This is a genomic window from Rhodococcus sp. D-46, from assembly GCF_011290655.1.
GTDB lineage: Bacteria > Actinomycetota > Actinomycetes > Mycobacteriales > Mycobacteriaceae > Rhodococcus_F > Rhodococcus_F qingshengii.
Genome location: NZ_JAANTF010000005.1, coordinates 149153 through 171418 on the forward strand (window position 1 = coordinate 149153; position 22266 = coordinate 171418).

20 protein-coding genes are annotated in these 22266 nt (G+C 63.7%); all 20 read right to left on the bottom strand.

The window, feature by feature from the left end:
* Nucleotides 1-14: 14 nt before the first annotated feature.
* The gene (locus G9U53_RS13935) at nt 15-842 is read right to left on the bottom strand and encodes a DivIVA domain-containing protein (RefSeq protein WP_003941722.1); all 828 of its coding nucleotides are present in this window, start codon (nt 840-842) and stop codon (nt 15-17) included.
* A gap of 141 nt (nt 843-983) precedes the next feature.
* On the bottom strand, nt 984-1262 hold the full coding sequence (locus G9U53_RS13940; RefSeq protein ID WP_003941780.1) for a YggT family protein: 279 nt from the start codon (nt 1260-1262) through the stop codon (nt 984-986).
* A gap of 189 nt (nt 1263-1451) precedes the next feature.
* On the bottom strand, nt 1452-2102 hold the full coding sequence (locus tag G9U53_RS13950; protein WP_003941752.1) for a cell division protein SepF: 651 nt from the start codon (nt 2100-2102) through the stop codon (nt 1452-1454).
* Nucleotides 2103-2187: 85 nt separating this feature from the next.
* Entirely contained in the window at nt 2188-2937 is a 750-nt protein-coding gene (locus tag G9U53_RS13955) for a YggS family pyridoxal phosphate-dependent enzyme (protein ID WP_030537030.1), read from the bottom strand.
* A gap of 6 nt (nt 2938-2943) precedes the next feature.
* Nucleotides 2944-3711 (bottom strand): peptidoglycan editing factor PgeF, encoded by a 768-nt coding sequence (gene pgeF, locus G9U53_RS13960; protein ID WP_058039459.1) that lies wholly within the window; start codon nt 3709-3711, stop codon nt 2944-2946.
* 108 nt (nt 3712-3819) lie between these two features.
* A complete protein-coding gene (ftsZ, locus tag G9U53_RS13965; protein WP_003941788.1) occupies nt 3820-5007 on the bottom strand; it encodes a cell division protein FtsZ in 1188 nt (395 codons plus the stop codon).
* A 239-nt stretch (nt 5008-5246) separates the two neighbouring features.
* Nucleotides 5247-6053, bottom strand: coding sequence for an FtsQ-type POTRA domain-containing protein (locus tag G9U53_RS13970; protein WP_003941781.1), 807 nt, complete (start codon nt 6051-6053; stop codon nt 5247-5249).
* Nucleotides 6050-7558, bottom strand: a complete 1509-nt coding sequence (gene murC, locus G9U53_RS13975; protein WP_030537033.1) for a UDP-N-acetylmuramate--L-alanine ligase — start codon at nt 7556-7558, stop codon at nt 6050-6052. The genes G9U53_RS13970 and murC overlap by 4 nt, the downstream gene beginning before the upstream one ends.
* On the bottom strand, nt 7555-8724 hold the full coding sequence (murG, locus tag G9U53_RS13980; RefSeq protein WP_003941767.1) for an undecaprenyldiphospho-muramoylpentapeptide beta-N-acetylglucosaminyltransferase: 1170 nt from the start codon (nt 8722-8724) through the stop codon (nt 7555-7557). The genes murC and murG overlap by 4 nt, the downstream gene beginning before the upstream one ends.
* Nucleotides 8721-10199: a putative lipid II flippase FtsW gene (gene ftsW, locus G9U53_RS13985; protein ID WP_007730088.1), complete on the bottom strand. Its 1479-nt coding sequence runs from the start codon at nt 10197-10199 to the stop codon at nt 8721-8723. The genes murG and ftsW overlap by 4 nt, the downstream gene beginning before the upstream one ends.
* Nucleotides 10196-11719: a UDP-N-acetylmuramoyl-L-alanine--D-glutamate ligase gene (gene murD / locus G9U53_RS13990; RefSeq protein ID WP_165638809.1), complete on the bottom strand. Its 1524-nt coding sequence runs from the start codon at nt 11717-11719 to the stop codon at nt 10196-10198. Before murD ends, ftsW begins: the two co-directional genes overlap by 4 nt.
* A gap of 5 nt (nt 11720-11724) precedes the next feature.
* The gene (gene mraY, locus G9U53_RS13995; protein WP_003941699.1) at nt 11725-12807 is read right to left on the bottom strand and encodes a phospho-N-acetylmuramoyl-pentapeptide-transferase; all 1083 of its coding nucleotides are present in this window, start codon (nt 12805-12807) and stop codon (nt 11725-11727) included.
* Complete coding sequence (gene murF, locus G9U53_RS14000; RefSeq protein ID WP_125051248.1) at nt 12804-14363, bottom strand: UDP-N-acetylmuramoyl-tripeptide--D-alanyl-D-alanine ligase; 1560 nt, start codon at nt 14361-14363, stop codon at nt 12804-12806. The genes mraY and murF overlap by 4 nt, the downstream gene beginning before the upstream one ends.
* Nucleotides 14360-15994, bottom strand: a complete 1635-nt coding sequence (locus G9U53_RS14005; protein ID WP_042921840.1) for a UDP-N-acetylmuramoyl-L-alanyl-D-glutamate--2,6-diaminopimelate ligase — start codon at nt 15992-15994, stop codon at nt 14360-14362. The genes murF and G9U53_RS14005 overlap by 4 nt, the downstream gene beginning before the upstream one ends.
* Nucleotides 15995-16177: 183 nt before the next feature.
* A complete protein-coding gene (locus G9U53_RS14010) occupies nt 16178-18052 on the bottom strand; it encodes a penicillin-binding protein 2 (RefSeq protein ID WP_003941764.1) in 1875 nt (624 codons plus the stop codon).
* Nucleotides 18049-18693, bottom strand: coding sequence for a hypothetical protein (locus tag G9U53_RS14015; RefSeq protein WP_003941715.1), 645 nt, complete (start codon nt 18691-18693; stop codon nt 18049-18051). Before G9U53_RS14015 ends, G9U53_RS14010 begins: the two co-directional genes overlap by 4 nt.
* The gene (rsmH, locus tag G9U53_RS14020) at nt 18690-19703 is read right to left on the bottom strand and encodes a 16S rRNA (cytosine(1402)-N(4))-methyltransferase RsmH (RefSeq protein WP_007730079.1); all 1014 of its coding nucleotides are present in this window, start codon (nt 19701-19703) and stop codon (nt 18690-18692) included. Before rsmH ends, G9U53_RS14015 begins: the two co-directional genes overlap by 4 nt.
* A 190-nt stretch (nt 19704-19893) precedes the next feature.
* A complete protein-coding gene (mraZ, locus tag G9U53_RS14025) occupies nt 19894-20325 on the bottom strand; it encodes a division/cell wall cluster transcriptional repressor MraZ (RefSeq protein WP_003941779.1) in 432 nt (143 codons plus the stop codon).
* Between the two features lie 594 nt (nt 20326-20919).
* Nucleotides 20920-21366, bottom strand: a complete 447-nt coding sequence (locus tag G9U53_RS14035; protein ID WP_003941660.1) for a DUF3040 domain-containing protein — start codon at nt 21364-21366, stop codon at nt 20920-20922.
* Nucleotides 21367-21603: 237 nt separating this feature from the next.
* Nucleotides 21604-22155, bottom strand: coding sequence for an SAV_6107 family HEPN domain-containing protein (locus G9U53_RS14040; protein WP_242692558.1), 552 nt, complete (start codon nt 22153-22155; stop codon nt 21604-21606).
* Nucleotides 22156-22266 lie beyond the last annotated feature (111 nt).

A 22266-nucleotide genomic window follows, 5' to 3' on the forward strand; every position in this document is an offset into this window, starting at 1 on the left:
CGGGGCGCTCTCGGTCAGCTGTTTCCCTTGGCGAAGGACGGGCTGTAGGAATCCTGTCCACCGTCGACCGGAACGGCCGAGCCGCGCTGTTCGAGCTCTTCGAGCTGCGATTCCAGGTAGGACTTCAGGCGCACCCGGTACTCGCGTTCGAACGTCTTGAGCTGCTCGATACGGCCCTCGAGGACCGAACGCTGCTGGTTGATGGTCGCCATGATTTCGGTGTGCTTCTTCTCGGCGTCCGCCTTGAGAGCGTCTGCCTTCTCCTGAGCCTGGCGAAGCTGGGTCTCGGAGCGAGTCTGAGCGTCGGTGAGCATTGCCTCCGACTTGTTGCGCGCATCCGCGATCATGCCGTCAGCCTTGCTGCGAGCCTCGCTCATGAGCTGCTCGGAGTTGGTGCGGGCACTGCCGAGCAGCTGCTCGGACTCGGTCTTGGCATCGTTGGTGAGGCGATCCGCCATCTCCTGAGCCAGTCCGAGGACCTTTGCGGCCTGCATGTGGGTGTCGCCACTCTGCGGCGCTGCAACGGCAGCGGCGGCGGGAACCGGCGCTGCAACAGGTGCAGGCTTGGGCGGTTCGACGACCCGAGCGGGCTCCGGCTTGGGCTGCGCTGCGACGGGTGCTGCCTGCTGAGCAGGTGCCGGCGACTTCTTGGCAGCCGCGAGCTCCTGATCCAGCTCACCTACGCGCTGGCGCAGGTCCGCATTCTCTTCGATGAGCTGCGACAGCGCCTGCTCGACGAGGTCGAGGAATGCGTCGACCTCGTCCTCGTTGTAGCCACGCTTGCCGATAGGCGGCTTGCTGAACGCAACGTTGTGCACGTCAGCTGGAGTCAGTTGCGGCATGGAAGGATCCCTTCACGCGTCATTTGGCGGTCTAGCAAGCATTCAGTTGCAACACAGTCTACGTAGTGGCGAACTACGTAGTGGCGAACCACTGGATGAGTTATGGCATCCATTCTGGCACACCACTCACTCGGACTGCGCTCAGCGAACAACCGACATCAGGATGATGACGATGAAAAGCAAGACCATGATGGATAGATCCAAGCGAACTCCACCGAGGTTGATCGGGGGGATCAACCTGCGGAGCAGTTTCACCGGAGGATCGGTGATCGTAAAAATGGTTTCGAGAATGACTGCGACCAATCCGGTCGGTCGCCAATCTCTGGCAAACGAACGAACGAACTCGACGATCACTCTGCCGATCAGCAACAGCCAGAAGACAACCAGCACCAGATAGATCACAGAGAGAAGCGCGTCCACACCCTCACTCTGCCTGACTTCTGCGGTGTGTCCAAAACAGACACACCGCAGCAATTCCGGAACCGGTCCGCATCGAGTCCGTCTTGTAACGGCCGGCGATGGGTCCGAATGCGGCGTCCGCCGAGGCGGGCCGCCGTTCGAATGTGCTCACGTCACCCCTGCTCAGGGGCCGGACTGCGGTCGAGACCATCATTTCTGGCTGTAGAAACCCGTCTCGGCGATCCGACGGCGCTCCTCGGCGGAAACGTCGATGTCGGCCGGTGAGAGAAGAAACACTTTGGTGGCTACCTTGTCGAAAGAACCACGCAATGCGAACGCCAGGCCGGCCGCGAAATCGACCAGACGCTTCGCGTCGGCGTTGCTCATGTCGACCAGATCCATGATGACGGGAGTGCCGTCCCGGAACCGCTCACCGATCGTGCGGGCCTCTGCGTAGCTCTGCGGACGCAGTGTCGTGATCTTGGCGAGCGGGCCGCCGTCGTCGACAACCGGCGCACGTCGCGCTTCGGGTCGCTCTGCGCGCGCGTCGACCGCGAGGTTGCCACGGCTTGCCGGGCGCGGCGCCATCGCCGGGCGGCTGCTGCGGCTGGGAACGGTGTCGACGCGGGGCCGGGAATCGTAGCGATCGAACTCCGCGTCCTCTTCGTCACGACGACTGGGCGCGTAGCTCGCCTTCGAGAAGGCAGGTTCGACGAACTCGCGGTCGTCGCGCTCGGCATAGCCGTCGTGACTACGACGGGGTGCGCGGCGAGCCTGATCGGGCTCCTCCACGTATTCGTCCTCGTAGTCATCGAGGGGAACCATGCCGAAGTAAGCCTTGAACTTATGCAGGTTGCTCATTGATCGACCTTCCTTGGCGCGGCGGAATCAATCCGACTGCGACCGGTCGCAGCGGTGTGGACGGGTTGGGCGATCACCTGAGCGATCACCTCGAGATTACTGGTCGTGAGCCGAGCAGTGCGGTTCCGACACGCACGCAGGTTGATCCGTGGCGCACTGCAGCCTCCAGATCGCCGGTCATACCGGCCGAGAGTTCGGTTGCCCGGGGATGCGATTCGAGGATCAAAAGATGTGCCCTGCGGAGGATTTCGAACTGCTCGTCCGGATCTGATCCAAGCGGCGGGACGGCCATCAGTCCCGCGAATTCGAGACCTTCGGCTGATTCGATCCGCTCGGCGAGAGGCGTTAGCTCGCCCGTCGGAACTCCGCCACGCGCGGGGTCTCCGTCGAGACTTACCTGGATGAGCGCCCGGAGCGGCTCCGTGCGCTCACCGTCCGACAAAGCACTCAGCGCAGCCCGATCGAGTGCATCGGCCAGTCGCGCACTGTCCACCGAGTGAATTGCATAGGCCCACTTCGCTACCGATCGAGCTTTGTTGCGCTGCAACTGTCCGATCATGTGCCAGCGAACCGGATCATCGATCGCGCCCGTCTGTGCAGCGCCGTCGAAGTCCGCGACCTTCTCCACTGCTTCCTGCTCACGCGACTCACCGAATTCACGGCAACCCAGTTCGTACAGAATTCGAGCGTCGGACGCCGGAAAGAACTTGGTCACCGGCAGCAGTGCTACGTCGGAAACCTCGCGACCGGCGGCAAGGCAGGCGGCCGCCAATCGCGCCCTCACCGAGTCGAGTGCCGTCGATATTTCTGTCAGCCGCATTTCCGTCTCGCGCATTTCTGCCTAGACGGTTTCCCGCGCTGCGGGCGCTTCCATCCAGATCACTGCAGCTTGACGCCCGGTCAGAGATTCTCGGCGATGACTGAACAACGCGCGATCCTCGATCGTGCACCGCGGGTCCTCGGCGACACCGGACACACCCGCGGCGAGCAACTGCTTACGCAGTCCCGCACGCAGATCGAGCCCCGGCGTGCCCTTCTCGGTGCGAGTTGCACTGCCCGGCAAGTGCTTTTCCACGTCCGCGCGCATCGCAGCGGGAACCTCGTACTGGCGTCCGCTCGCAGCCGGACCGAGGAAGGCGCCGATACGCGAAACGTCCGCGCCCTGACGCACCATCTCCGCGAGGACGCGCGGGACGATACCGATGCGGGCACCGATCCGTCCGGCATGAACGGCCGCGATCACACCGGCCTCCTCGTCGGAGAGCAGAACGGGAACACAATCTGCACTGAGGGTGGCGAGCGCCAGGCCGGGAACAGTGGTGACCAGAGCATCCGTCACCGGAATCACTTCGTCGGTCGGTTCCGTCACGACAGTGACGTTGCGCGAATGGATTTGTTCCATCCACACGAGATGGTCAGGCTCGACGCCTATTTCGCGTGCCAGACGTCGGCGATTCGCATCGACGGCTGCCGGATCGTCTCCGACGTGATCGCCCAGATTGAACGACTCGTACGGTGACGCGGAAACACCACCGGCTCGGCTGGTCACGACGCGGCGAATGCGGGTGCGGGTGGTCGACTTCTCGGTACTCAAGATAAGTGTGCTCACAAACGTCGAAAGTTGTCGTCCGGCTCAGACGTGACCGGACATCCAGTCAAGAACAGGGTACCCAGAAATTCCGGGCACCCTGTTCTCGAAACTGTTTGTAGCCCTACGTCAGCGACGCATGAAGACCGGCACGTCGACGTCGTCGTCGCCCTCGTCTTCCTGGACCGGCGCATGGCGGGGGCCACCGATCGGAGGCAAGCTGCCCGAACCGGTGGTCTCGCGCGCTGCGGAAATCGGCTGCTCGCCAGCAGGTTCGGCGGCCACCGGCGACCGGCCGACCTCACCCGCGCGCCCGGCGCCGATAGCTCCACGTCCCTGCGCGGTCGACTCCACGGGACGACGAGCCGGAGCTCCTCCGTCGAATCCCGCAGCGATGACCGTCACACGAACCTCGTCACCGAGTGAATCGTCGATGACCGTTCCGAAGATGATGTTGGCGTCGATGTGGGCAGCTTCCTGCACCAGCGAAGCCGCCTCGTTGATCTCGAACAGACCCAGATCGCTACCGCCGGCGATCGACAGGAGCACGCCGCGGGCGCCTTCCATCGAAGCTTCGAGGAGCGGGGAATTGATCGCGGATTCCGCCGCCTTGATCGCGCGTCCCTCACCCCGCGAGGAACCGATTCCCATCAACGCACTACCGGCACCGGACATGACACCCTTGACGTCCGCGAAGTCGACGTTGATCAGACCCGGAGTGGTGATGAGGTCGGTGATGCCCTGGACGCCGTTGAGGAGAACCTCGTCCGCGCTGCGGAACGCGTCCATCAGGCTGACGGCCGCGTCACCCAGCTGGAGCAGGCGATCGTTGGGAATGACGATCAGCGTGTCGCAGGACTCGCGGAGCGCCTGGATTCCGGTATCCGCCTGTCCCCCACGACGCTTGCCCTCGAAAGAGAACGGTCGCGTCACGACACCGACGGTGAGTGCGCCCAGCTTCCGGGCGATGCTTGCCACGACAGGGGCACCACCGGTTCCGGTGCCACCACCCTCGCCTGCCGTCACGAACACCATGTCGGCGCCCTTGATGACCTCTTCGATCTCGTCCTTGTGATCTTCGGCTGCCTTGCGACCCACTTCCGGGTCGGCACCGGCGCCGAGGCCACGGGTCAATTCACGACCGACGTCGAGCTTGACGTCGGCGTCACTCATCAGAAGGGCTTGCGCGTCCGTGTTGACCGCGATGAACTCGACTCCCTTGAGTCCCTGTTCGATCATGCGGTTGACTGCGTTCACGCCGCCGCCGCCGATGCCGACGACCTTGATTACGGCGAGGTAGTTGTGCGGGGGCGTCATCGGCTCTCGCCTTCCGTGTCGTGTTTCACGCTGCTTGTCAGTGCTGCTGTCTTTGTTACTGCTGTTTTTGTAGCTTCATGCTTTTCGTGAACAACCCTAAACCTCAACCACAGGGTTAGAGTTATGTCAAGTATTCGATCTGAAACGAAACGCTATGCACCGTCGTCGCGTTCCGCCATTAGGCGCGCCGAGACACACCGAAGTATTTGCTGCGCACTGACGCACGGCTGCACCGTGCGCTATCGGACCGTCGGCAGATCAGGACTGGACACGTCGTACGTCTGCCCCGGTTGGGTCAACAGCGGAAGCGTCACAGCAGCCTTACGATCCGAGTGCTCGACACCGCCCCAGTTTACGACCCGACCGTCGAGCAGAGTCAGCGTGACACTCGAAATCGACCGAGCGGCAACCTCTCCCACCTGAAATCTCAGATCCGGCGGCAACACCGACAACACCTCGAGCGCGGCAAGCGTCGGCTCGTCGTTCCACCCGGGCGTCGGTGTCACCAGACGCGGAACCCCGGGCGGCGGGACGCCCATCTCGAAGTCGACGCCCTTCTCGTCCAGCAGGTGTGCACCCTCAGGTGAGTCGACGAAGACGACCGGTACCCGTTCGGTGACGGTGACGCGGATAGTCGACGGATACATCCGCTGCACACGAGCCGAGGCCACCTTCGGAATCGTCGCCACACGTGCGGCGGCGGCGCCGGTGTCTACCCGCATCAACGGCTGACCGGTCGGTACGGCCAGGAGCGAAAGGATCTGTTCCTCACTGACGGTCGTCGCACCGAGAACTTCGGTGCCCCGGACCGAGAGCACCGGAGACAACCAAGCCGTCAACGCAATTCCCACCACCAGCACGATTGCCAGCGGTGCCACGATCAGCGGTCGCTTGAACCACTTACGAGTCGGTGTGGGTTCGGGAGCCGGCTCCGTCGACCGCGTCGAGTATCGCGATTCGGTGCGAGTACTGCGCCGACGCGTACTGGTGGCTTGTCTGGCTCGAGGATCTCGACGCCCGCGCCGACTTCGTGCGTCGGGTGTCATCGCGGCGCGGGATGCGGCGCCGAACGCAAAGCATCGAGGATCTGTTTGCCGAGCATGGTCACGTCACCGGCACCCATCGTGATGACGATGTCGCCGGGGTGAGCCAACGCCGCCACCTGCTTCGGCGCCTGTGACAGATCCGGTTGATAATGAACAGGTTTCGTGACCGACTGAGCGACCAGCGCACCACTGACGCCCGGCATCGGCTCTTCGCGAGCGCCGTAGACATCGAGAACGACAACCTCGTCGGCCAAGTCCAGCGCCTGCGCGAACTCCTCGGCAAACGCGGCGGTGCGTGAATAGAGATGAGGTTGGAAGACCACGATCACGCGTCCGGCTGCCGAATTGGTCGACGACGAATCGTCCTCCGGTCGAACCAGATCCGCCGCCGCGCCGAGAACCGCACGAACTTCGGTCGGATGGTGGGCGTAGTCGTCGAACACCCGGACACCACGCTCGCGGCCGGTGAACTGGAACCGGCGGTGTACGCCACCGAATCCGGCGAGCCCCTCGACGATCTCCTCCGTCTCGGCGCCGGCGTCACGGGCAGCCAGTAGAGCCGCAAGTGCGTTGAGCGCCATGTGACGACCCGGCACTGCCATCCGCACGGTTCGCGCGGCGCTCTCGCCCGCCAGGTGGAACTGCAGGACTCCCCCGACGTCGTGCGCATGGAAGCCCAGTAGTCGGACTCCGACCTCGACACCGTCGACAGGCTCGAAGGCGGTGCCCGCCTCCACCTCCTGCGCGTCTGCCGATCCGTAACCGAGTACCCGGATGTCCGAACGGCCCGAGGCCACGATTCGCTTCGCGAGATCCGCCGATCCCGGGTCGTCGAGGCAAGCAATCAAGAGCCCACCCGGACGCAACTTGTCGACAAAATCGTCGAACACCTTCACATACGCTTCGACGCTGCCGAAATAGTCGAGGTGATCGGCCTCGATGTTGGTCACGACGATCACGTTGGGGTCGTACTGGAGCAGCGACCCGTCGCTCTCGTCCGCCTCGGCGACAAAGACGTCACCGCTGCCGTGATGGGCATTCGTTCCCGCTTCGTTGAGTTCGCCGCCAACGGCAAACGAAGGGTCGAAACCACAGTGCTGCAGGGCGACCACGAGCATCGAGGTCGTCGACGTCTTGCCGTGTGTACCCGAAACCAGGAACGTGCGATTGCCCTGCATCAGTGATGCAAGGACAGCCGGCCGAAGAATCACCGGGATTCCGCGGCGAGCGGCCTCGACGAGTTCCGGGTTGTCCTTCGGGATAGCCGCGTGCGTCGTGACGACGACGGTCGGACCACCCGGCAGCAGGTCGAGAGCATCGGCGTCGTGGCCGATCCGGACCTGCGCCCCGCGTGCACGAAGCGCCAGGACTCCTCGGCTCTCCTTTGCGTCCGAACCCGAGACAAGGCCCCCGCGGGAAAGCAGAATTCGCGCGATGCCGGACATACCGGCACCGCCGATTCCGACCATGTGTACTCGCTCGAGGTGGGCGGGCAGCGCGGTCATCGGTTTCCCCTTGCGTTTTCCTGGACGGCGTTTTCCTTTGCCGCGATGTCGAGCACGATCCGTGCGATCTCGGTTGCCGCGGTGCGGTGCCCGACGTTGGCAGCACCACTGCTCATCTTGTCGAGGCGCGCGCTGTCGCTCAGCATCGGGACGACGGTACCGGCGACGAACGTCGGCGTGAGCTCGTTGTCGGAGACGATGATCGCACCGCCCGCTGCGACAACGGGTTTCGCGTTGAGTTCCTGCTCACCATTGCCGTGCGGCAACGGAACGTAGACGGCCGGTAGTCCGACCGCCGAGACCTCGGCGACCGTCATCGCGCCCGAACGACAGATCGTCGCGTCGGCTGCGGCATACGCGAGATCCATCCGCGAAAGATAAGGAACAGCCACATACGGTGCCGTCTCCGAGTACTGCGTGACCTCGAGGGAGTTCTTGGGTCCGTGTGCGTGAAGGACCGAGATCCCGGCCTTCGCCAGTTCTTCCGCTGCTCCGGACACCGCGTCGTTGAGCGACTTCGCGCCTTGCGATCCGCCGAAGACGAGCAGAACGGGACCGTCCTGAGGCAGTCCGAAGTACTCGCGAGCTTGCGAGCGGAGTCCCGCTCGATCGAAATTGGCGATCGACGCGCGAACCGGGATGCCAACGATCTCGGCGTCCTGATCGCCGCGGTTCTTCACTCCGGAACCCGGAACAGCGGCAAGCACCCGCGTCGCCAGGCGAGCACCGATCTTGTTCGCGATACCGGCACTGGCGTTCGCCTCGTGGATGACGATCGGAATCTTGCGCCGGCGCCGAAGAACACCACCACGTGCGGCAAGATACGCCGGAAGCGCGACGTAACCACCGAAACCGACGATCACGTCGGCGTCGACGGAATCGAGTACCTCGCGGGTCTTGCGCACCGAGGCGAGGATGCGTGTCGGCAGTTTGACGAGATCCATCGTGGGCTTGCGAGGAAGCGGAACCGGCGGAATGAGCTCGAGCGTGTACCCGCGAGCCGGCACCAAGGTGGTTTCGAGACCACGCGCCGTCCCGAGCGCAGTGATTCTGGTGTCGGGCGCAGCGGCCTTGACCGCGTCCGCGACAGCAAGTGCGGGTTCGATGTGACCAGCCGTGCCTCCCCCTGCCACCACTACCGACAGAGCCGATTTGTTGCCGCTCACCTACGAATTCCTCGCTCTCGAACTTCTCGTGGATCTTGTGCCCTACGTGTCGGCGCCTGCCGACGCTGACCATTCTGCCCTCCCGCGGTGCGCTTCCGTGACCCAGCGGCCGCACCTCGGTTGGAATCCGAGGAAGGGCGAGCACCTTGATCTGCCCGCTTGCGTCGATCGCCCGTCTCGATCGCGCGCCGGCCGTCGCGTCCGCGTGCCGGTTCGATCTGCCGTGCGGGCTTCGGTCGACGGATCGGCCGGCCCCCTGACGGCGGGTGGTACAGCACGGGCTTCGGCAGTCTGAGCAACTTCGAGATCTTGCCGTCCTGCCCGGAGTTCAGAGCGGCAACTGCTTCGGGCTCGTGGCGCGCTGCATTGGCGATGACACCGAACATGAACAATGTGATCGCCAAGGACGAACCGCCGGCGGAGACCAAGGGCAACTGGAGTCCGGTCACCGGCAGCAGTCCGATGACGTAACCGATGTTGATCATTGCCTGGCCGACGATCCAGGTAGTTGCAGTGGCCGACAGGAGCCGCCAGAACGGATCGATGCTGCGGGCTGCGATCCGCAATCCCGTGTAGACGAATACAGCGAACAAACCGATCACCACTGCGCAGCCGACAAATCCCAACTCTTCGCCGATGATCGCGAAGATGAAGTCGTTGTGCGCGTTGGGTAGGTAGTTCCACTTGGCGACGCTCTGACCGAGTCCGCGTCCGAAAAGGCCCCCGTCAGCGAGCGAATACAAAGCCTGCTTGGCCTGATAGTTGTTGCCCTGCAGGTCGTCGCTCTTGTTGAAGAAGGCTTGAACTCGATCGGAACGATAACCGGCCGTCATCGCCAGCACGCCCGCCACGACGACGCCCGTCACCGCGATCGAGCCGAAGAGCTTCAGTGGCAGCCCACCGAACCACAGCAGGGCCCCGACGATGATTCCCAATGCGATGGTCGTACTGAGGTTCGGTTGCGCGACGACCAGCGCGAAGACCAGCATTGCTGCGGGCACGAGCGGAATCAGGATCGACTTCACGGATCGGTCGTCCGGCCGCCGCGAAGCCAACAGATGGGCGCCCCAGATCGCCAACGCGACCTTCATGATTTCCGAGGGCTGCACCGAGAACCCGCCGACGTTGAACCAGCGACGCGCGCCCTGCGCTTCTGTGCCGATTCCCGGAATCAGGACGAGTACCAGCATGATCAGCACGACGACGAACAGCGGAAACGAATACTGCCGGAGCACTCTCGCCGGGATCCGCAGCGCGACGTAGAAGAGCACAGCTCCGAGAATCGCGAAGATCAACTGCTGGGTGAACAACGAATACGCCGAGCCACCGGACACGTACTGCTCGACGCTCGACGCCGACAGAACCATCACGAGCCCCAAGACAGTCAACATCGTGGCAATCGTCACCACCAGGTGGAACGACGCCAACGGCCGCGCCAACCAGGCACCGATTCGGGTCTTGGGACCCTTGGTCATAGCAAGTTCCCGGCTTGGCCAGGCGCATCCGTGAACGGATCGGGTAATGCGGCTACGGCGGCGGCGAAGCTGTCACCACGATGTCCGTAGCTGGCGAACATGTCCAAGGACGCGGCGGCCGGGGCGAGTACAACTGCATCACCGGGGGACGCCAACTCGGCAGCTTCGATTACCACTGCGGCCATGACGGCATCCGCGTCGGCACCCGACGGCAGCCGGATGGTGAGAGTCGAGTTGCTGCTGTTTTCGCTCACCACTGCATCGTCCCCCGACATCACGTGCACCACGGGAACATCGGGTGCGTGTCGCGCGAGCGCGTCCTCGATCACACCAGCGTCACGCCCGAGAAGGACAGCGCCGGAGAGTCGAGGGCCGACTTCGCTCACCAATTGGTCGACGCTGGCTCCCTTGAGCAGACCGCCTGCAACCCAGACGACGCGATCGTGCGCGAGTATCGACGGTCTGGCTGCGTGCGGATTGGTGGCCTTGGAGTCGTCGATGTACACAACGGACCCGACACGGCCGACCAGCGCCCCTCGGTGTGGGCCGACCTTGTGTGCGGCCAGACCGCGTTCGACGACGTCTGCCTCGAATCCGAGTGCCCGCGCCAAGGCGGCGGCGGCCAGCGCGTCCATGACGCCTGCCGGGCCGGCGGGATCTATCGACGCTGCTTCGGCCAAGCGGACGTGATCGCCGAATGCGTTGTCCACGAGGTGTCCCGCTTCGACACCCAGTTCCCCTTCGCCCGGTTCACCCAATCTGAACCCGGTGACAATGTCTGCAGTTGCGCGAGTTCCCAGTTCGGAAGCGATCGCGTCATCGAGGCCGACCACCGCGACCTTTCCGCTCAGCGCCCGCGACTTGGCCTCGGCGTACGCGCTCATTCCGCCGTGCCAGTCGAGGTGATCCTCGGCGACGTTGAGGACCACGCCGGCATCCGGACGCACCGAAGGCGCCCAGTGCAATTGGAAGGACGACAGTTCGACAGCGAGGTACTCCACGCGCGGCGACGTCTCGGCGAGTGCGTCGAGTATCGGCAGCCCGATGTTTCCGCAGGCTCGGCCGACAACTCCAGCGGCGTCGAGAATCGAGGCCAGCATCGACGTCGTCGTGGTCTTTCCGTTCGTCCCCGTCACGACGAGCCATTTACGGGGTGTGCCGAAGTGCCCGCTGTGGTCGACGCGCCAGGAGAACTCGACGTCTCCCCAGATGGGAATCCCGTGACCGGCGGCGGCTGCAAGGATCGGTGCATCCGGCCGAAAGCCCGGACTGGTGACGACGAGCCCGTACTCGGTGATCGAATCCGGAGCATCCTCGATCGAGGTGGTGGTCACCATGTCCGCGCCGAGCTCCGCGCAGCGCTCCGCGAAGTCCAAGGTCGAATCGGCAACCGTCACGACAGCACCGAGGGCGACGAGAGGTTCGATGGTCGCTTGACCGGACACCCGCCCACCGGCGACCAGCACTCGCGTACCGCGGAGCCAGGACAGGTCGTTCTCGGAATCCGCTGAGCTGGTCATGGTTTTCAGCCTCCGAGCGCTGCGAGGTATTCGCTGTAGAAGAGTGCCAAGCCGATAGCCGACGCAATAGCCGCCAGCAACCAGAATCTGATGATGACCGTGGTTTCAGCCCACCCGGCGAGTTCGAAGTGGTGATGGAACGGCGCCATTCGGAAGACCCGCCGTCGGCTGGACCGGAACACCGCTACCTGGATCACCACCGACGCGGCCTCCGCGACGAACAGTGCACCGATGACCACCATCAACAGTTCCGTGCTGGTGGTGATCGACAATCCGGCGAGCATGCCGCCGAGGGCAAGAGAACCGGTGTCGCCCATGAAGATCTTGGCGGGTGCGGCATTCCACCAGAGGAAACCGATGCACGCGCCGGCGCCGGCCGCGCAGAGCACCGCGAGATCGAGCGGGTCTCGGACGTCGTAGCAACCCTTACCGGGATTCGTCTCGCACGAGTAGCGGAACTGCCAGAACGTGATGATGACGTAGGCGCCGAGAACGAAACTCATCGCACCGGCGGCCAATCCGTCGAGGCCGTCGGTCAGGTTGACGGCATTGGACCAGGCGCTGACCAGTAGGTAGCAGAAGGCGATGAAGACCACGGACCCGAGTGAGACGGTGGCGATGTCGCGCACGTACGACAGATGAACACTGCCCGGAGTCAGCCCGTCGTCACCGCGGAACTGAAGGGCCAGGATTCCGAAGGCAATGGCAGCGACGAACTGTCCGACCAGCTTCGCTGTCTTGTTCAGTCCCAGATTGCGCTGCTTGCGGATCTTGATGAAGTCGTCGAGGAAACCGACTCCACCGAGCGCGGTGGTCAGACCGAGTACCAGTAGGCCGGACGCCGATGGCCCCTCCGCGTTGTCCATCCCGAGACCGATGAGGTGTGAGCCGAGATAGCCGGCCCAGATTCCGGTCAGGATCGCGACGCCGCCCATTGTCGGCGTGCCGCGCTTGGCCTGGTGACTGGCTGGACCTTCGGTTCGGATCTCCTGCCCGAAACCTTGTTTCGAGAACGCCTTGATCAGGATCGGCGTGAGCATGATGGAGACCGCCAGCGCGATGCCTGCGGCGAGAAGAATCTGGATCACTGCGAATCCCCGCCGTTCTCGCCATCGGTGTTCGCGTCACCGGTGTTGTCGCTGGGCGTTGCGGCCAGAATCGCTTCGGCGACCGACCACAGTTCCACCGACTTGGACGCCTTCACCAGGACGAGATCGCCCGGTTCGAGTTCCGCTTCGAGAATGGCGATTGCCGCAGCTGCGTCGGGCACGACGACGGACTCGTCACCCCACGACCCCTCCATCACTGCTCCTTGATGCATCGCACGCGAGGTGCGGCCCGTCCCGACGACGATCAACTTGCTGACATCGAGTCTGACGGCAAGGCGACCGATCGCGTCGTGCTCGACAACTGATTCCGGTCCGAGCTCACCCATCTCTCCGAGCACAGCCCAGCTACGGCGACCGAAGTGCCGATCCGATCGCGCCATGGACACCAACGCTTTGAGGGCGGCGCGCATGGAATCGGGATTGGCGTTGTAACTGTCGTTGACGACGGTGACGCCGTCGGCGCGCTCGGTGACTTCCATCCGCCTCGCGGACGCTGCCTTCGTGCCCTCGAGGACACGTGCGATGTCTGCAACCGCGAGGCCGTTCTCGAGTGCGACGGCCGCCGCGGCCAGGGCGTTGCTCACGTGGTGTTCGCCGTGAACGGCCAGGCGAATACGTGCAGAACCCTGTGAACAGTTCAGTGTGAAGGAAGCCCTGGCCTGGTCGTCGACAACCACGTCGGTCGCCCGAACGTCGCAGTCTTCGGACTGGCCGACGAATACGATCCGGGCCTTGGTTCGACTCGCCATTGCGGCGACCATGCGGTCGTCGGCGTTGAGGACCGCAACTCCACCGTCGGCTGCCGACGGGAGTGCTTCCACCAGTTCACCTTTGGCGACCGCGATCGCTTCACGCGAACCGAACTCACCGAGATGGGCAGTGCCCACATTGAGAACTACGCCGATCTTCGGCGGCGCGATCTTCGTCAGTTCGCCGACATGACCGACCCCACGGGCCGACATCTCGAGAACGAGGAAGCGGGTCTTCTCGTCGGCGCGGAGCACTGTCCACGGCAGACCCAATTCGTTGTTGAACGACCCGGGGGGCGCAACCACCTCGCCGCACTCGCGCAGCAGCGCTGCTATCAGATCCTTTGTCGAGGTCTTGCCGGCAGAACCGGTGACACCGACCAGCGTCAGTCCACCATCGGCCGGTGTGCCATCAGTTGCCAGTTCGTCGACCACGGCCCTGGCCAGAAGGCCGAGGGCATGCAGGACCGCGGCTCCGGACCCGTCGGTGTCGTGTTCGAGCAGCATGACTGCACTGGGACCGTCGTTCGGCACCGATGGAACGACGATTGCCGGAACTCCGACCGGCCGCGCCGCGAGCACCGCCACAGCGCCCGCTGCCACCGCCGCTTCCGCGTGATCATGACCGTCGACACGCGCTCCGGGTAGGGCGAGGAAGAGCCCACCTGGAGCTACTTTGCGCGAATCGAATTCGACGGTTCCAGTCACCTGCGTCGACGAATCGTCGACGTCGTGCAGGGTTCCTCCGACGATCTCGGCGATCCGAGAGAGCGTCATCGGGATCATTGCTTGCCTCCATGTGCTGTGTTGATCGCGAATCGGCCGATCATTTCGCCCAACACCTCGCGGTCGTCGAACGGGTGTTTGACCCCGTCGATTTCTTGACCTACTTCGTGGCCTTTGCCTGCCACCAGGACGACATCTCCTGGCTGTGCCCACCGGACTGCTTGCTCGATCGCGGCGGCCCGGTCCCCCACTTCGCGAACCTCGCCGCGTTCGGATTCGGGCACGTCCATGGCGCCTTGCATCACCGAAGCGCGAATCTTCGCCGGATCCTCGGTGCGTGGGTTGTCGTCGGTGACGATCAGCAGGTCTGCGCCTCGCGCACCCGCTTCACCCATGAGTGCCCGTTTGCCGGCGTCGCGGTCACCGCCCGCACCGACGACCACGGCCACTCGGCCGGGAACCTGGTTGCGCAGCGTGGCGATCACGGCTTCGAGCGCTGCCGGCTTGTGGGCGTAGTCGACCACGGCGAGAAAGCTCTGCCCCCGGTCGATCCGCTGAACTCGCCCCGGGACGTCCACGGTCCCGAGCGCTCGAACAGCCGCGTCCGGGTCGAGTCCCGCCGCAAAGCTGACGGTCAACGCCAGCGCAGCGTTGGCCACGTTGTATCGCCCGGGGAGACGAAGTGAGACTGGCCACGACTGTCCGTCCGGCCCGACCAACTCGAAGGTCTGCGAGCCGTCCTCGGCAACCTCGACTGCGCCGACCGTCCACTCGGCCTCGGCCGTCGAGGTCGAGACCGTTGTCACCGCGTCGCTCTCGTCGGTCGCGGCCAACTCGGCCATCCGTCGACCCCACACGTCGTCGACGCAGACGACGGCATGCTCGGCTCGCACCGTCGACTCGGGATCGAACAACCGAGCCTTGGCCTGGAAGTACTCCTCGAAGTCCCGATGGAAATCCAGGTGATCCTGCGAAAGATTGGTGAACGCGCCGATGTCGAAGCGGATGCCGTCGACGCGTCCGAGAGCGAGAGCGTGACTGGAGACCTCCATGACGACGGTATCGATCCCCTGCTCTGCCATCACGGCGAACAGAGCATGCAGTTGCGGAGCCTCCGGCGTGGTCAGAGCGCTGGGCACCCGGCGGCCGTCGATTCGAGTCTCGATGGTCCCGACCAGGCCGGGCTTGCGGCCGGCTCCGGCAATCGCAGCTTCGAGCAAGTACGACGTCGTGGTCTTGCCCGATGTACCGGTAATCCCGACGACCTGCATCTTCTCCGAGGGCCGGCCGTAGATTTCCGCGGAGATCTCACCGAGCACATCCCGCGGGTTCGGATGAACGAGAACTGGGACGGACCGGTCAGGCGCCTTGTCCGCGGCCTCGATCAGTTCGAGGCCGGCCTCGTCGGTCAAGATCGCGGTCGCACCGCGCCCCAGAGCGTCGACGGCGAACTGAGCGCCATGGGTCCGTGCACCGGGCAGAGCGGCGAAGAGGTCATCGGTCACGATTCCCTGCGCACGCAGGTCGACGCCCTTGACGACGACCTCCGAGGACTGTGATCCCGGTTGCCCCACCCATTCGAGGCGAGCCCCGGACAGTTCGGAGAGCGCCGTGATCGCGGTAGCAACCGGTTGTGTCGGACGCGTCCCGGGAGCGCCGTCCGAGTTCGACGATTGCAAACGATTCGGCACTGTCACTCGACTCCTGGCAATTGTCGTTGTTCTATCGCGGTCGTTGTCTATGGCGGTCGTTGTCTATGGCGGTCGCAACGCAAGCAAAGTTCGGCGCACTGCGATGAATGAGGTTACTGCGACGTTTGAGATTACCGTGTCCGGGATTCACCCGAAGACCGTGTCGAAACCGACACACCGCAATCAGTCCGCCTGCAACACCAACTTGCGACCGGGGTCCGGCGACATCGGGACACTGTCACGCTGGAGCATCCACGACGCGATGTTGTGGAACAACGGTGCCGCCGACTGACCGCCGCCGCCGTCCACGCCGCGAACCGGTGCGTCGAGCATGATTCCGATCACGAATCGAGGATTGTCCGCAGGCGCGATTCCCGCGAAGGTGATCCAGTAGTTGGAGTTGGAGTAGCACTTGCACGCGGGATCCACCTGCTGCGCGGTCCCGGTCTTTCCACTGACCTGGTATCCCTCGACGCCCGCGGCAACACCGGTTCCTCGTTGGTTGCCGGTGTCTTCCTGAGTGACCGACCGGAACATGTCCCGAACGGTCGCCGCTGTCTGGGCGCTGACCACCTCGACGCCCTCGGGCTGCGGCGTCTCGGTCCGCGTGCCGGAAGAATCGACAGTCGACTTCACGATCCGCGGAGGAATTCGCACGCCGTCGTTGGCAATGGCCTGGTACATCCCGGTCATCTGCAGGGTTGTCATCGAGAGACCCTGCCCGATCGGCAGGTTCGCGAAGGTTCCGCCCGACCACTGGTCGCGACTCGGAACGCTGCCCGCGCTCTCGCCGGGAAGTCCGACGTCGGTGCGTTGTCCGAGGCCGAACCTGTTCAGCATGTCTGCGTAGCGATCCTCGCCCACTCGCTGAGCGAGCATCAAGGTGCCGACGTTCGAGGACTTTCCGAACACACCGGTAGAGGTGTACGGGGCCACACCGTGATCCCACGCGTCCTTGACTGTGGCACCGGACATCGTGATGCTGCCCGGGACCTGCAGAACTTCGTCCGGAGTTGTCTTACCGTCCTCGATGGCCGCTGCTGCGGTGACGATCTTGTTCACCGATCCGGGCTCGAACGGCGTACTGACCGACGGATTGCCCATTTCGGCTGTCGGCGCGTTCTTGTCGATGCCGATTGCGGGGTTGAAGGTGCTGTCGTTGGACATGGCCAACACCTGTCCCGTCTTGGAGTCCATGACCACAACCGAAGCGTTCTTTGCGCCCGACTTGTCCTTGGCGATCTGGACCTGCTGCTGAACGTAGAACTGGAGGTCCGAATCGATGGTCAGCTCGACACCCGAACCGTTGACTGCCGGTTGCTTGTCACGCCAGCTGCCGGGGATCACAGCGCCGTCGGAACCGCGGTCGTACGTTTCGGATCCATCGGTTCCGGCGAGCGTGGAGTCCATCGAATCTTCGAGACCGAGCAAACCGTGCCCGTCCCAGCCGGTCGCGCCGACGAGATTCGCGGCCAGAGAGCCACCGGGGTACTCGCGGATGTCCTGACGCTCGAGGCCGACCTCCCGGAACTTGTCCGAGATCTCGGCAGCAACCGCCGGATCCACGCTGCGCGCGAGGTACGTGAAAGTCTCGTTGCTGTTCATCTTCTGAAGCAGATCTTTTTCCGGAACGGTATCGCCGAGCTTGGCGTGGATTCCGGCGGCGATCTCGGCGAGGCGATCGCTCACTTCCGGCGCCTGCTTGTCACCCTCGGCGCCCTGCTCGATGCTCTTGGCGCGCGCTTCCTCGAGTTCCTTGCGTACCCGCACCGGCTGGAAAGTCAGCGCCTTGGCTTCCATGGTGAAGGCGAGGGGGTTTCCGTTGCGATCGGTTATCGAGCCACGTACAGCCGGATCGACCTGGGTCGTGGTTCGTTGATTGGCAGATTCCGCAGCCAGACTCGGCGCGTCGATTCCCTGAATCCACAAGAGCTGCAATGCCGCAACGGCGAGCGCACCACACATGGTGATACGACCGACTCGCTGACGAAACGGAAATGAGGCGGTGGCCGAGCGGCGCGGACGCCGACCGGGGTTGTTACGGGAGTTCTGACTCACCGACGTTCCTCAGGCGGAGCAGGCACCGCCGTCGTGGTGGCGGGTGCTGTCGTCGTGGGGATCACAGGAACCAATTGTTCACTCTGCGCGAGGTTTCGCGTGTTATTCGGAACGCTCGGCGTGGCTCCGGGAGCAACCGGCGTTGTGGTGCGCGGGGGTGTCGCAGTCGGTGCGGGCACCGATGTGGGCGCATCGAGCGGCGGCATAGCTCCGGCAGTCGCGGGAGTCGGCGTTCCGACGACCTCGACCGAACCGTCCGGATGAACTACCAGTCGTGCAGGGTCCTTGGCGGGGACCATGCCGAGAGCGCTTGCCTGATTTGCCAACTCCGGAGCCGAGTTACGCGACTGGAAGTCACGTTCGAGCGCTGCTTTCTGCTCGACCAAAGACTGGTTGTATGCACGTGCATCACTGAGTTGGTACGAATCCTCGGCAGCGCGAGTGGTCAGCAGCAGAGTCACCGCGAGACCGATGGACAGAAGTCCGATGACGGAGGCCACGAACGGCACTCTCCCCTTGAGCATCGCCCGAGGAGAGATAGACGGGCCGGCAGCAGCGACAGTTCCGGTCCGGCCTGCCGCCCGTGCGGTGCGCTTGTCGTATGCACGTTGCGCTGCACCGGATTTGCCCTGACGACTCATGCCCGCCTCCTGGAAATGCGTTCTGCGGCACGCAAACGCACCGGAGCTGATCGTGGGTTCTCTTCGATTTCCTGCTCTGACGCACGTTCTGCGCCACGGGTGAGAATGCGGAACTCCGGTCCCATACCCGGCAACTCGACCGGTAGTCCTTCAGGACTGGTGGACTTCGAGCGGGGAACCAACTCCGCCTTCACAACTCGATCCTCGAGCGACTGGTAGGACATGAACACCACTCGCCCACCGACTGCCAGTGCGTCGAGCCCGGCAGGAACGGCTGCACGAAGCGAATCCAACTCGGCATTGACTTCGATCCGCAGCGCTTGGAAGGTGCGCTTGGCCGGGTGTCCCCCCGTACGCCGCGTGGCTGCCGGGATTGTTCGGTACAGCAATTCGACCAGAGCTGCACTGGTGGTGAAGGGTTCACGCTCACGCTGCCGAAGGATCTCGGACGCAATCTTTCCCGCGAACCGTTCTTCGCCGTACGTGCTCAGAATGCGAGCAAGGTCGCCGTGACTGTAAGTGTTCAGGACCTCTGCCGCGGTCAGCCCGACCGTCTGATCCATCCGCATGTCGAGAGGAGCGTCGATCGAGTACGCAAAACCTCGGTCGGCTTCGTCCAACTGCATCGACGACACACCCAGATCGAAAAGGATCGCGTGAACCGACTCCGTCGACGGCAGACCTGCCTGTTCGAGCGCGTCCTCGATCCCGTCATACGTGGTGTGCACGAACGTCGTTCGGTCCGCGAATGGCGCCAGACGCTCGGAAGCGATCCGGAGTGCGTTGGTGTCGCGATCGAGACCGATGAGGTGAAGGCCCGGGTACTTGCCCAGGAAGAATTCGGAGTGGCCACCGAGCCCCAACGTTGCATCGATCATGTATGCGCCCGCTCCACCGTCACCGACGGCGGTGATGGCAGGGCCGAGAAGATCGTCGGCGCGGTGCAGAAGTACAGGGACGTGCGCGAAGCCATCGGCATCCGAGGGTTCGTTCACCTCGTGATCCACCATGATTGCTCCGGCTCCTACTTTCATGATTTCCGATGACTTTTCGAAAAGGTGCTGACTTTCCGAGAAGGCGATGACTGTTCGAGAAGGCGAATGCTTCGAGGTCCCTGCCCGAAGGAGAACCTGGCGCTGGGGAAGTGCGTCAGGGTCTTTCCGGGCAGAGGCCTCGCGGCATTCGCCGGGGGCTCTTCGCCTAGACGATCTCGCTGAGAGATTCGCCTGTTGCCTGCGAATAGTCCTCTTCGTTGTCTCCGAGATACCTCTCCCAGGCTGCTAGATCCCAGATCTCGAGGTAATCGACGGAGCCGGTCACTACGCATTCCTTGGACAGGTTTGCGTAACGCCGATGATCAGCCGAGAGGGTGATTCGCCCCTGGGCATCGGCGTGCTGTTCATCTGTGCCGGCGGCCAGAGCACGGACATACGCCCGAGCTGCCGGATCATTGCGTGGAGCTGCCGCTGCCTTTCGAGCAAGCTTGACGAACTCGTCCCGGGGGTAGATGGCGAGGCTGTGATCCTGACTCTTGGTGATCATCAATCCTCCTGCCAGTTCGTCTCGGAACTTTGCCGGCAACGTGAGCCGACCTTTGTCGTCGAGCTTCGGCGTGAAGGTACCGAGGAACACTCGACACCTCCTGCGAGCTTGCGCTGAAACCCTCCCTATCGAGCGGATCGTGCTTCAGCTCTCCGCCCGAACCCACAGTACCCCACTTTCCCCCACAAACAAGGAGCACATGGTCCCTATTCAGCATCATTTGCTGATAAATAGCAGGTCAGCGCAGGTGGGGAGACGTGGGGGAAATTTGTAACCGTGTCCCGGCCCACACCGCCGTCAGATCGACCCTTTACGCCACGATCTGTTGCTCCCCCACACAAAATCGCAGTACAAGCGCGGTTTTCGAATAGACGTGAGCGGGACGAGGTCTGGTCGTGCGTTGCAGTTCGACCAGGGTGGAGGAAAGTGGAGGGCCGAGTGGAGCGAAGTGGAGGAAGCCCGCGGGCATGCCCTGAGGCAGCAGGAGTGGCGAGTGATTCGCTCGCACGTCACTGATTCACTCGATGGATTGCCGGCGCACACGTACAACACCCACAGCAACGGCGTGTGGCGGTCGGCAACCTTGGTTGCCGACCGCCACACGTGTGGTCGTCCGTGCCCTGAAGAGGGCGTCACGTCCGAACTGCATCACTCTCGAAGTACGCCCGAAGAAGGGCGGGAGAGCTAGTCCTGCTCGAACCTGCGTTTGAATCGATCTTCCATCCGCGACGAGAATCCGCCGCCAGACTTCCGGCCGCGTCCCCGCCCGGATCCGCCGGCACTACCCCTACCCGGCGGACCGGAGGGATGATTGCCACCTTCGGAAGCGGAGTCGGCGGCCGGCGCAGACTTACGTCCACCACCCCAGAGGAACAACACCCCTGCGCCGAACATGAACAAGAAACCGAACAGGCTGATGATCGGAAAACCGCCCGGCTTGAGCGGGAGTGCAACCCCCGCGATCAGCAGGACCAGACCCAGCACGAATAGAGCCGCTGCTTGGAACCGCCGTCTACTCGACGGCGCCCGCATACGGCCGCCCCTCACATTGGAGGCGAACTTGGGGTCTTCGGCATAGAGAGCGCTCTCGATCTGATCGAGCATGCGCTGCTCGTGCTCGGAGAGTGGCACGGTACCTCCCCCGGCACTGGAAGTTTGGCAACCACCCCACGGTGTGAGGCGGCGGGTAATCAAGTTGGACGATTACCTGTTTTCATAATACGAGCAGTTTAGGTCTCGGACCACCAACTCCGGGTACGAGTTCCGCCACAAGCGTACGTATTCGTGCCGAAGGGCCCCGATTCGGCTCCATTTGCCTGTGCGGACCAGGAAATTCCCCGGAAACAACTGCCGACACGGACCATTTGTTCACGACGCTCGCAAATGCTCGGACGCGTCCTGACCGATGAAATCTTCGACCGCCGTGAGAAAACGGCCGACCTCGGCGAAGAATGCGTCGGAATCGGAGTCCGTGATCACGATCGACACGCCGGTTTCCACGGCCGCACGCGTAGAGGACCACCCTGCGAAGAACTTCGACCACGCTCCGAACGCGGGCGCTGCGGCGTCCATCAGAACCCACGCGTTTCCGCTTCGCTTGCGCTTCGAGCCGGCACCGGCAGGAGCTGCGGCCAACACTGCCCCGGCATGACGTAGGGCCGCCAGGTAGGCACACCGGAACCGGTCGGCAGGATCGCCCGCCCCAATCGCTTCCTCAAGAAGCGCATCCGCCTTCCGGAGCAGCCCCCACGCCACACCGGACTTTCCCACTCGAGCAGTGCGGTGGCTGGCGTCCGTCGCGCCGAAGGACCGCCTCGCCGACATCGGCAATCGAGAAATTGCGGCATCCGACGGACTCGACAACTCGGCAGGAAGAGTTCGTTGGCACTTCACACGTTCAGGCTTCACACGCTCGGACATCGGGGCACCTCCTGCACCGTGAGGATCCAAGACCAGGTGGGCCGGAGATGCCCGCTTCCCTTCGGGCATCTCCGGATCACCCACATCGAACATCTGTTCGACCTATTCAAT

Bases quoted from the DNA above. Each gene is read 5' to 3' on its own strand.
- G9U53_RS13955 (WP_030537030.1), bottom strand. From the start codon at position 2,937: ATGCGCGAGACGGAAATGCGGCTGACAGAAATATCGACGGCACTCGAC.
- rsmH (WP_007730079.1), bottom strand. From the start codon at position 19,703: ATGGTGGATCACGAGGTGAACGAACCCTCGGATGCCGATGGCTTCGCG.
- murD (WP_165638809.1), bottom strand. From the start codon at position 11,719: ATGACCAGCTCAGCGGATTCCGAGAACGACCTGTCCTGGCTCCGCGGT.
- ftsW (WP_007730088.1), bottom strand. From the start codon at position 10,199: ATGACCAAGGGTCCCAAGACCCGAATCGGTGCCTGGTTGGCGCGGCCG.
- murC (WP_030537033.1), bottom strand. From the start codon at position 7,558: ATGACCGCGCTGCCCGCCCACCTCGAGCGAGTACACATGGTCGGAATC.
- G9U53_RS13970 (WP_003941781.1), bottom strand. From the start codon at position 6,053: ATGACACCCGACGCACGAAGTCGGCGCGGGCGTCGAGATCCTCGAGCC.
- G9U53_RS13935 (WP_003941722.1), bottom strand. From the start codon at position 842: ATGCCGCAACTGACTCCAGCTGACGTGCACAACGTTGCGTTCAGCAAG.
- G9U53_RS14040 (WP_242692558.1), bottom strand. From the start codon at position 22,155: ATGTCCGAGCGTGTGAAGCCTGAACGTGTGAAGTGCCAACGAACTCTT.
- G9U53_RS13950 (WP_003941752.1), bottom strand. From the start codon at position 2,102: ATGAGCAACCTGCATAAGTTCAAGGCTTACTTCGGCATGGTTCCCCTC.
- G9U53_RS14015 (WP_003941715.1), bottom strand. From the start codon at position 18,693: ATGAGTCGTCAGGGCAAATCCGGTGCAGCGCAACGTGCATACGACAAG.
- murF (WP_125051248.1), bottom strand. From the start codon at position 14,363: ATGATCCCGATGACGCTCTCTCGGATCGCCGAGATCGTCGGAGGAACC.
- ftsZ (WP_003941788.1), bottom strand. From the start codon at position 5,007: ATGACGCCCCCGCACAACTACCTCGCCGTAATCAAGGTCGTCGGCATC.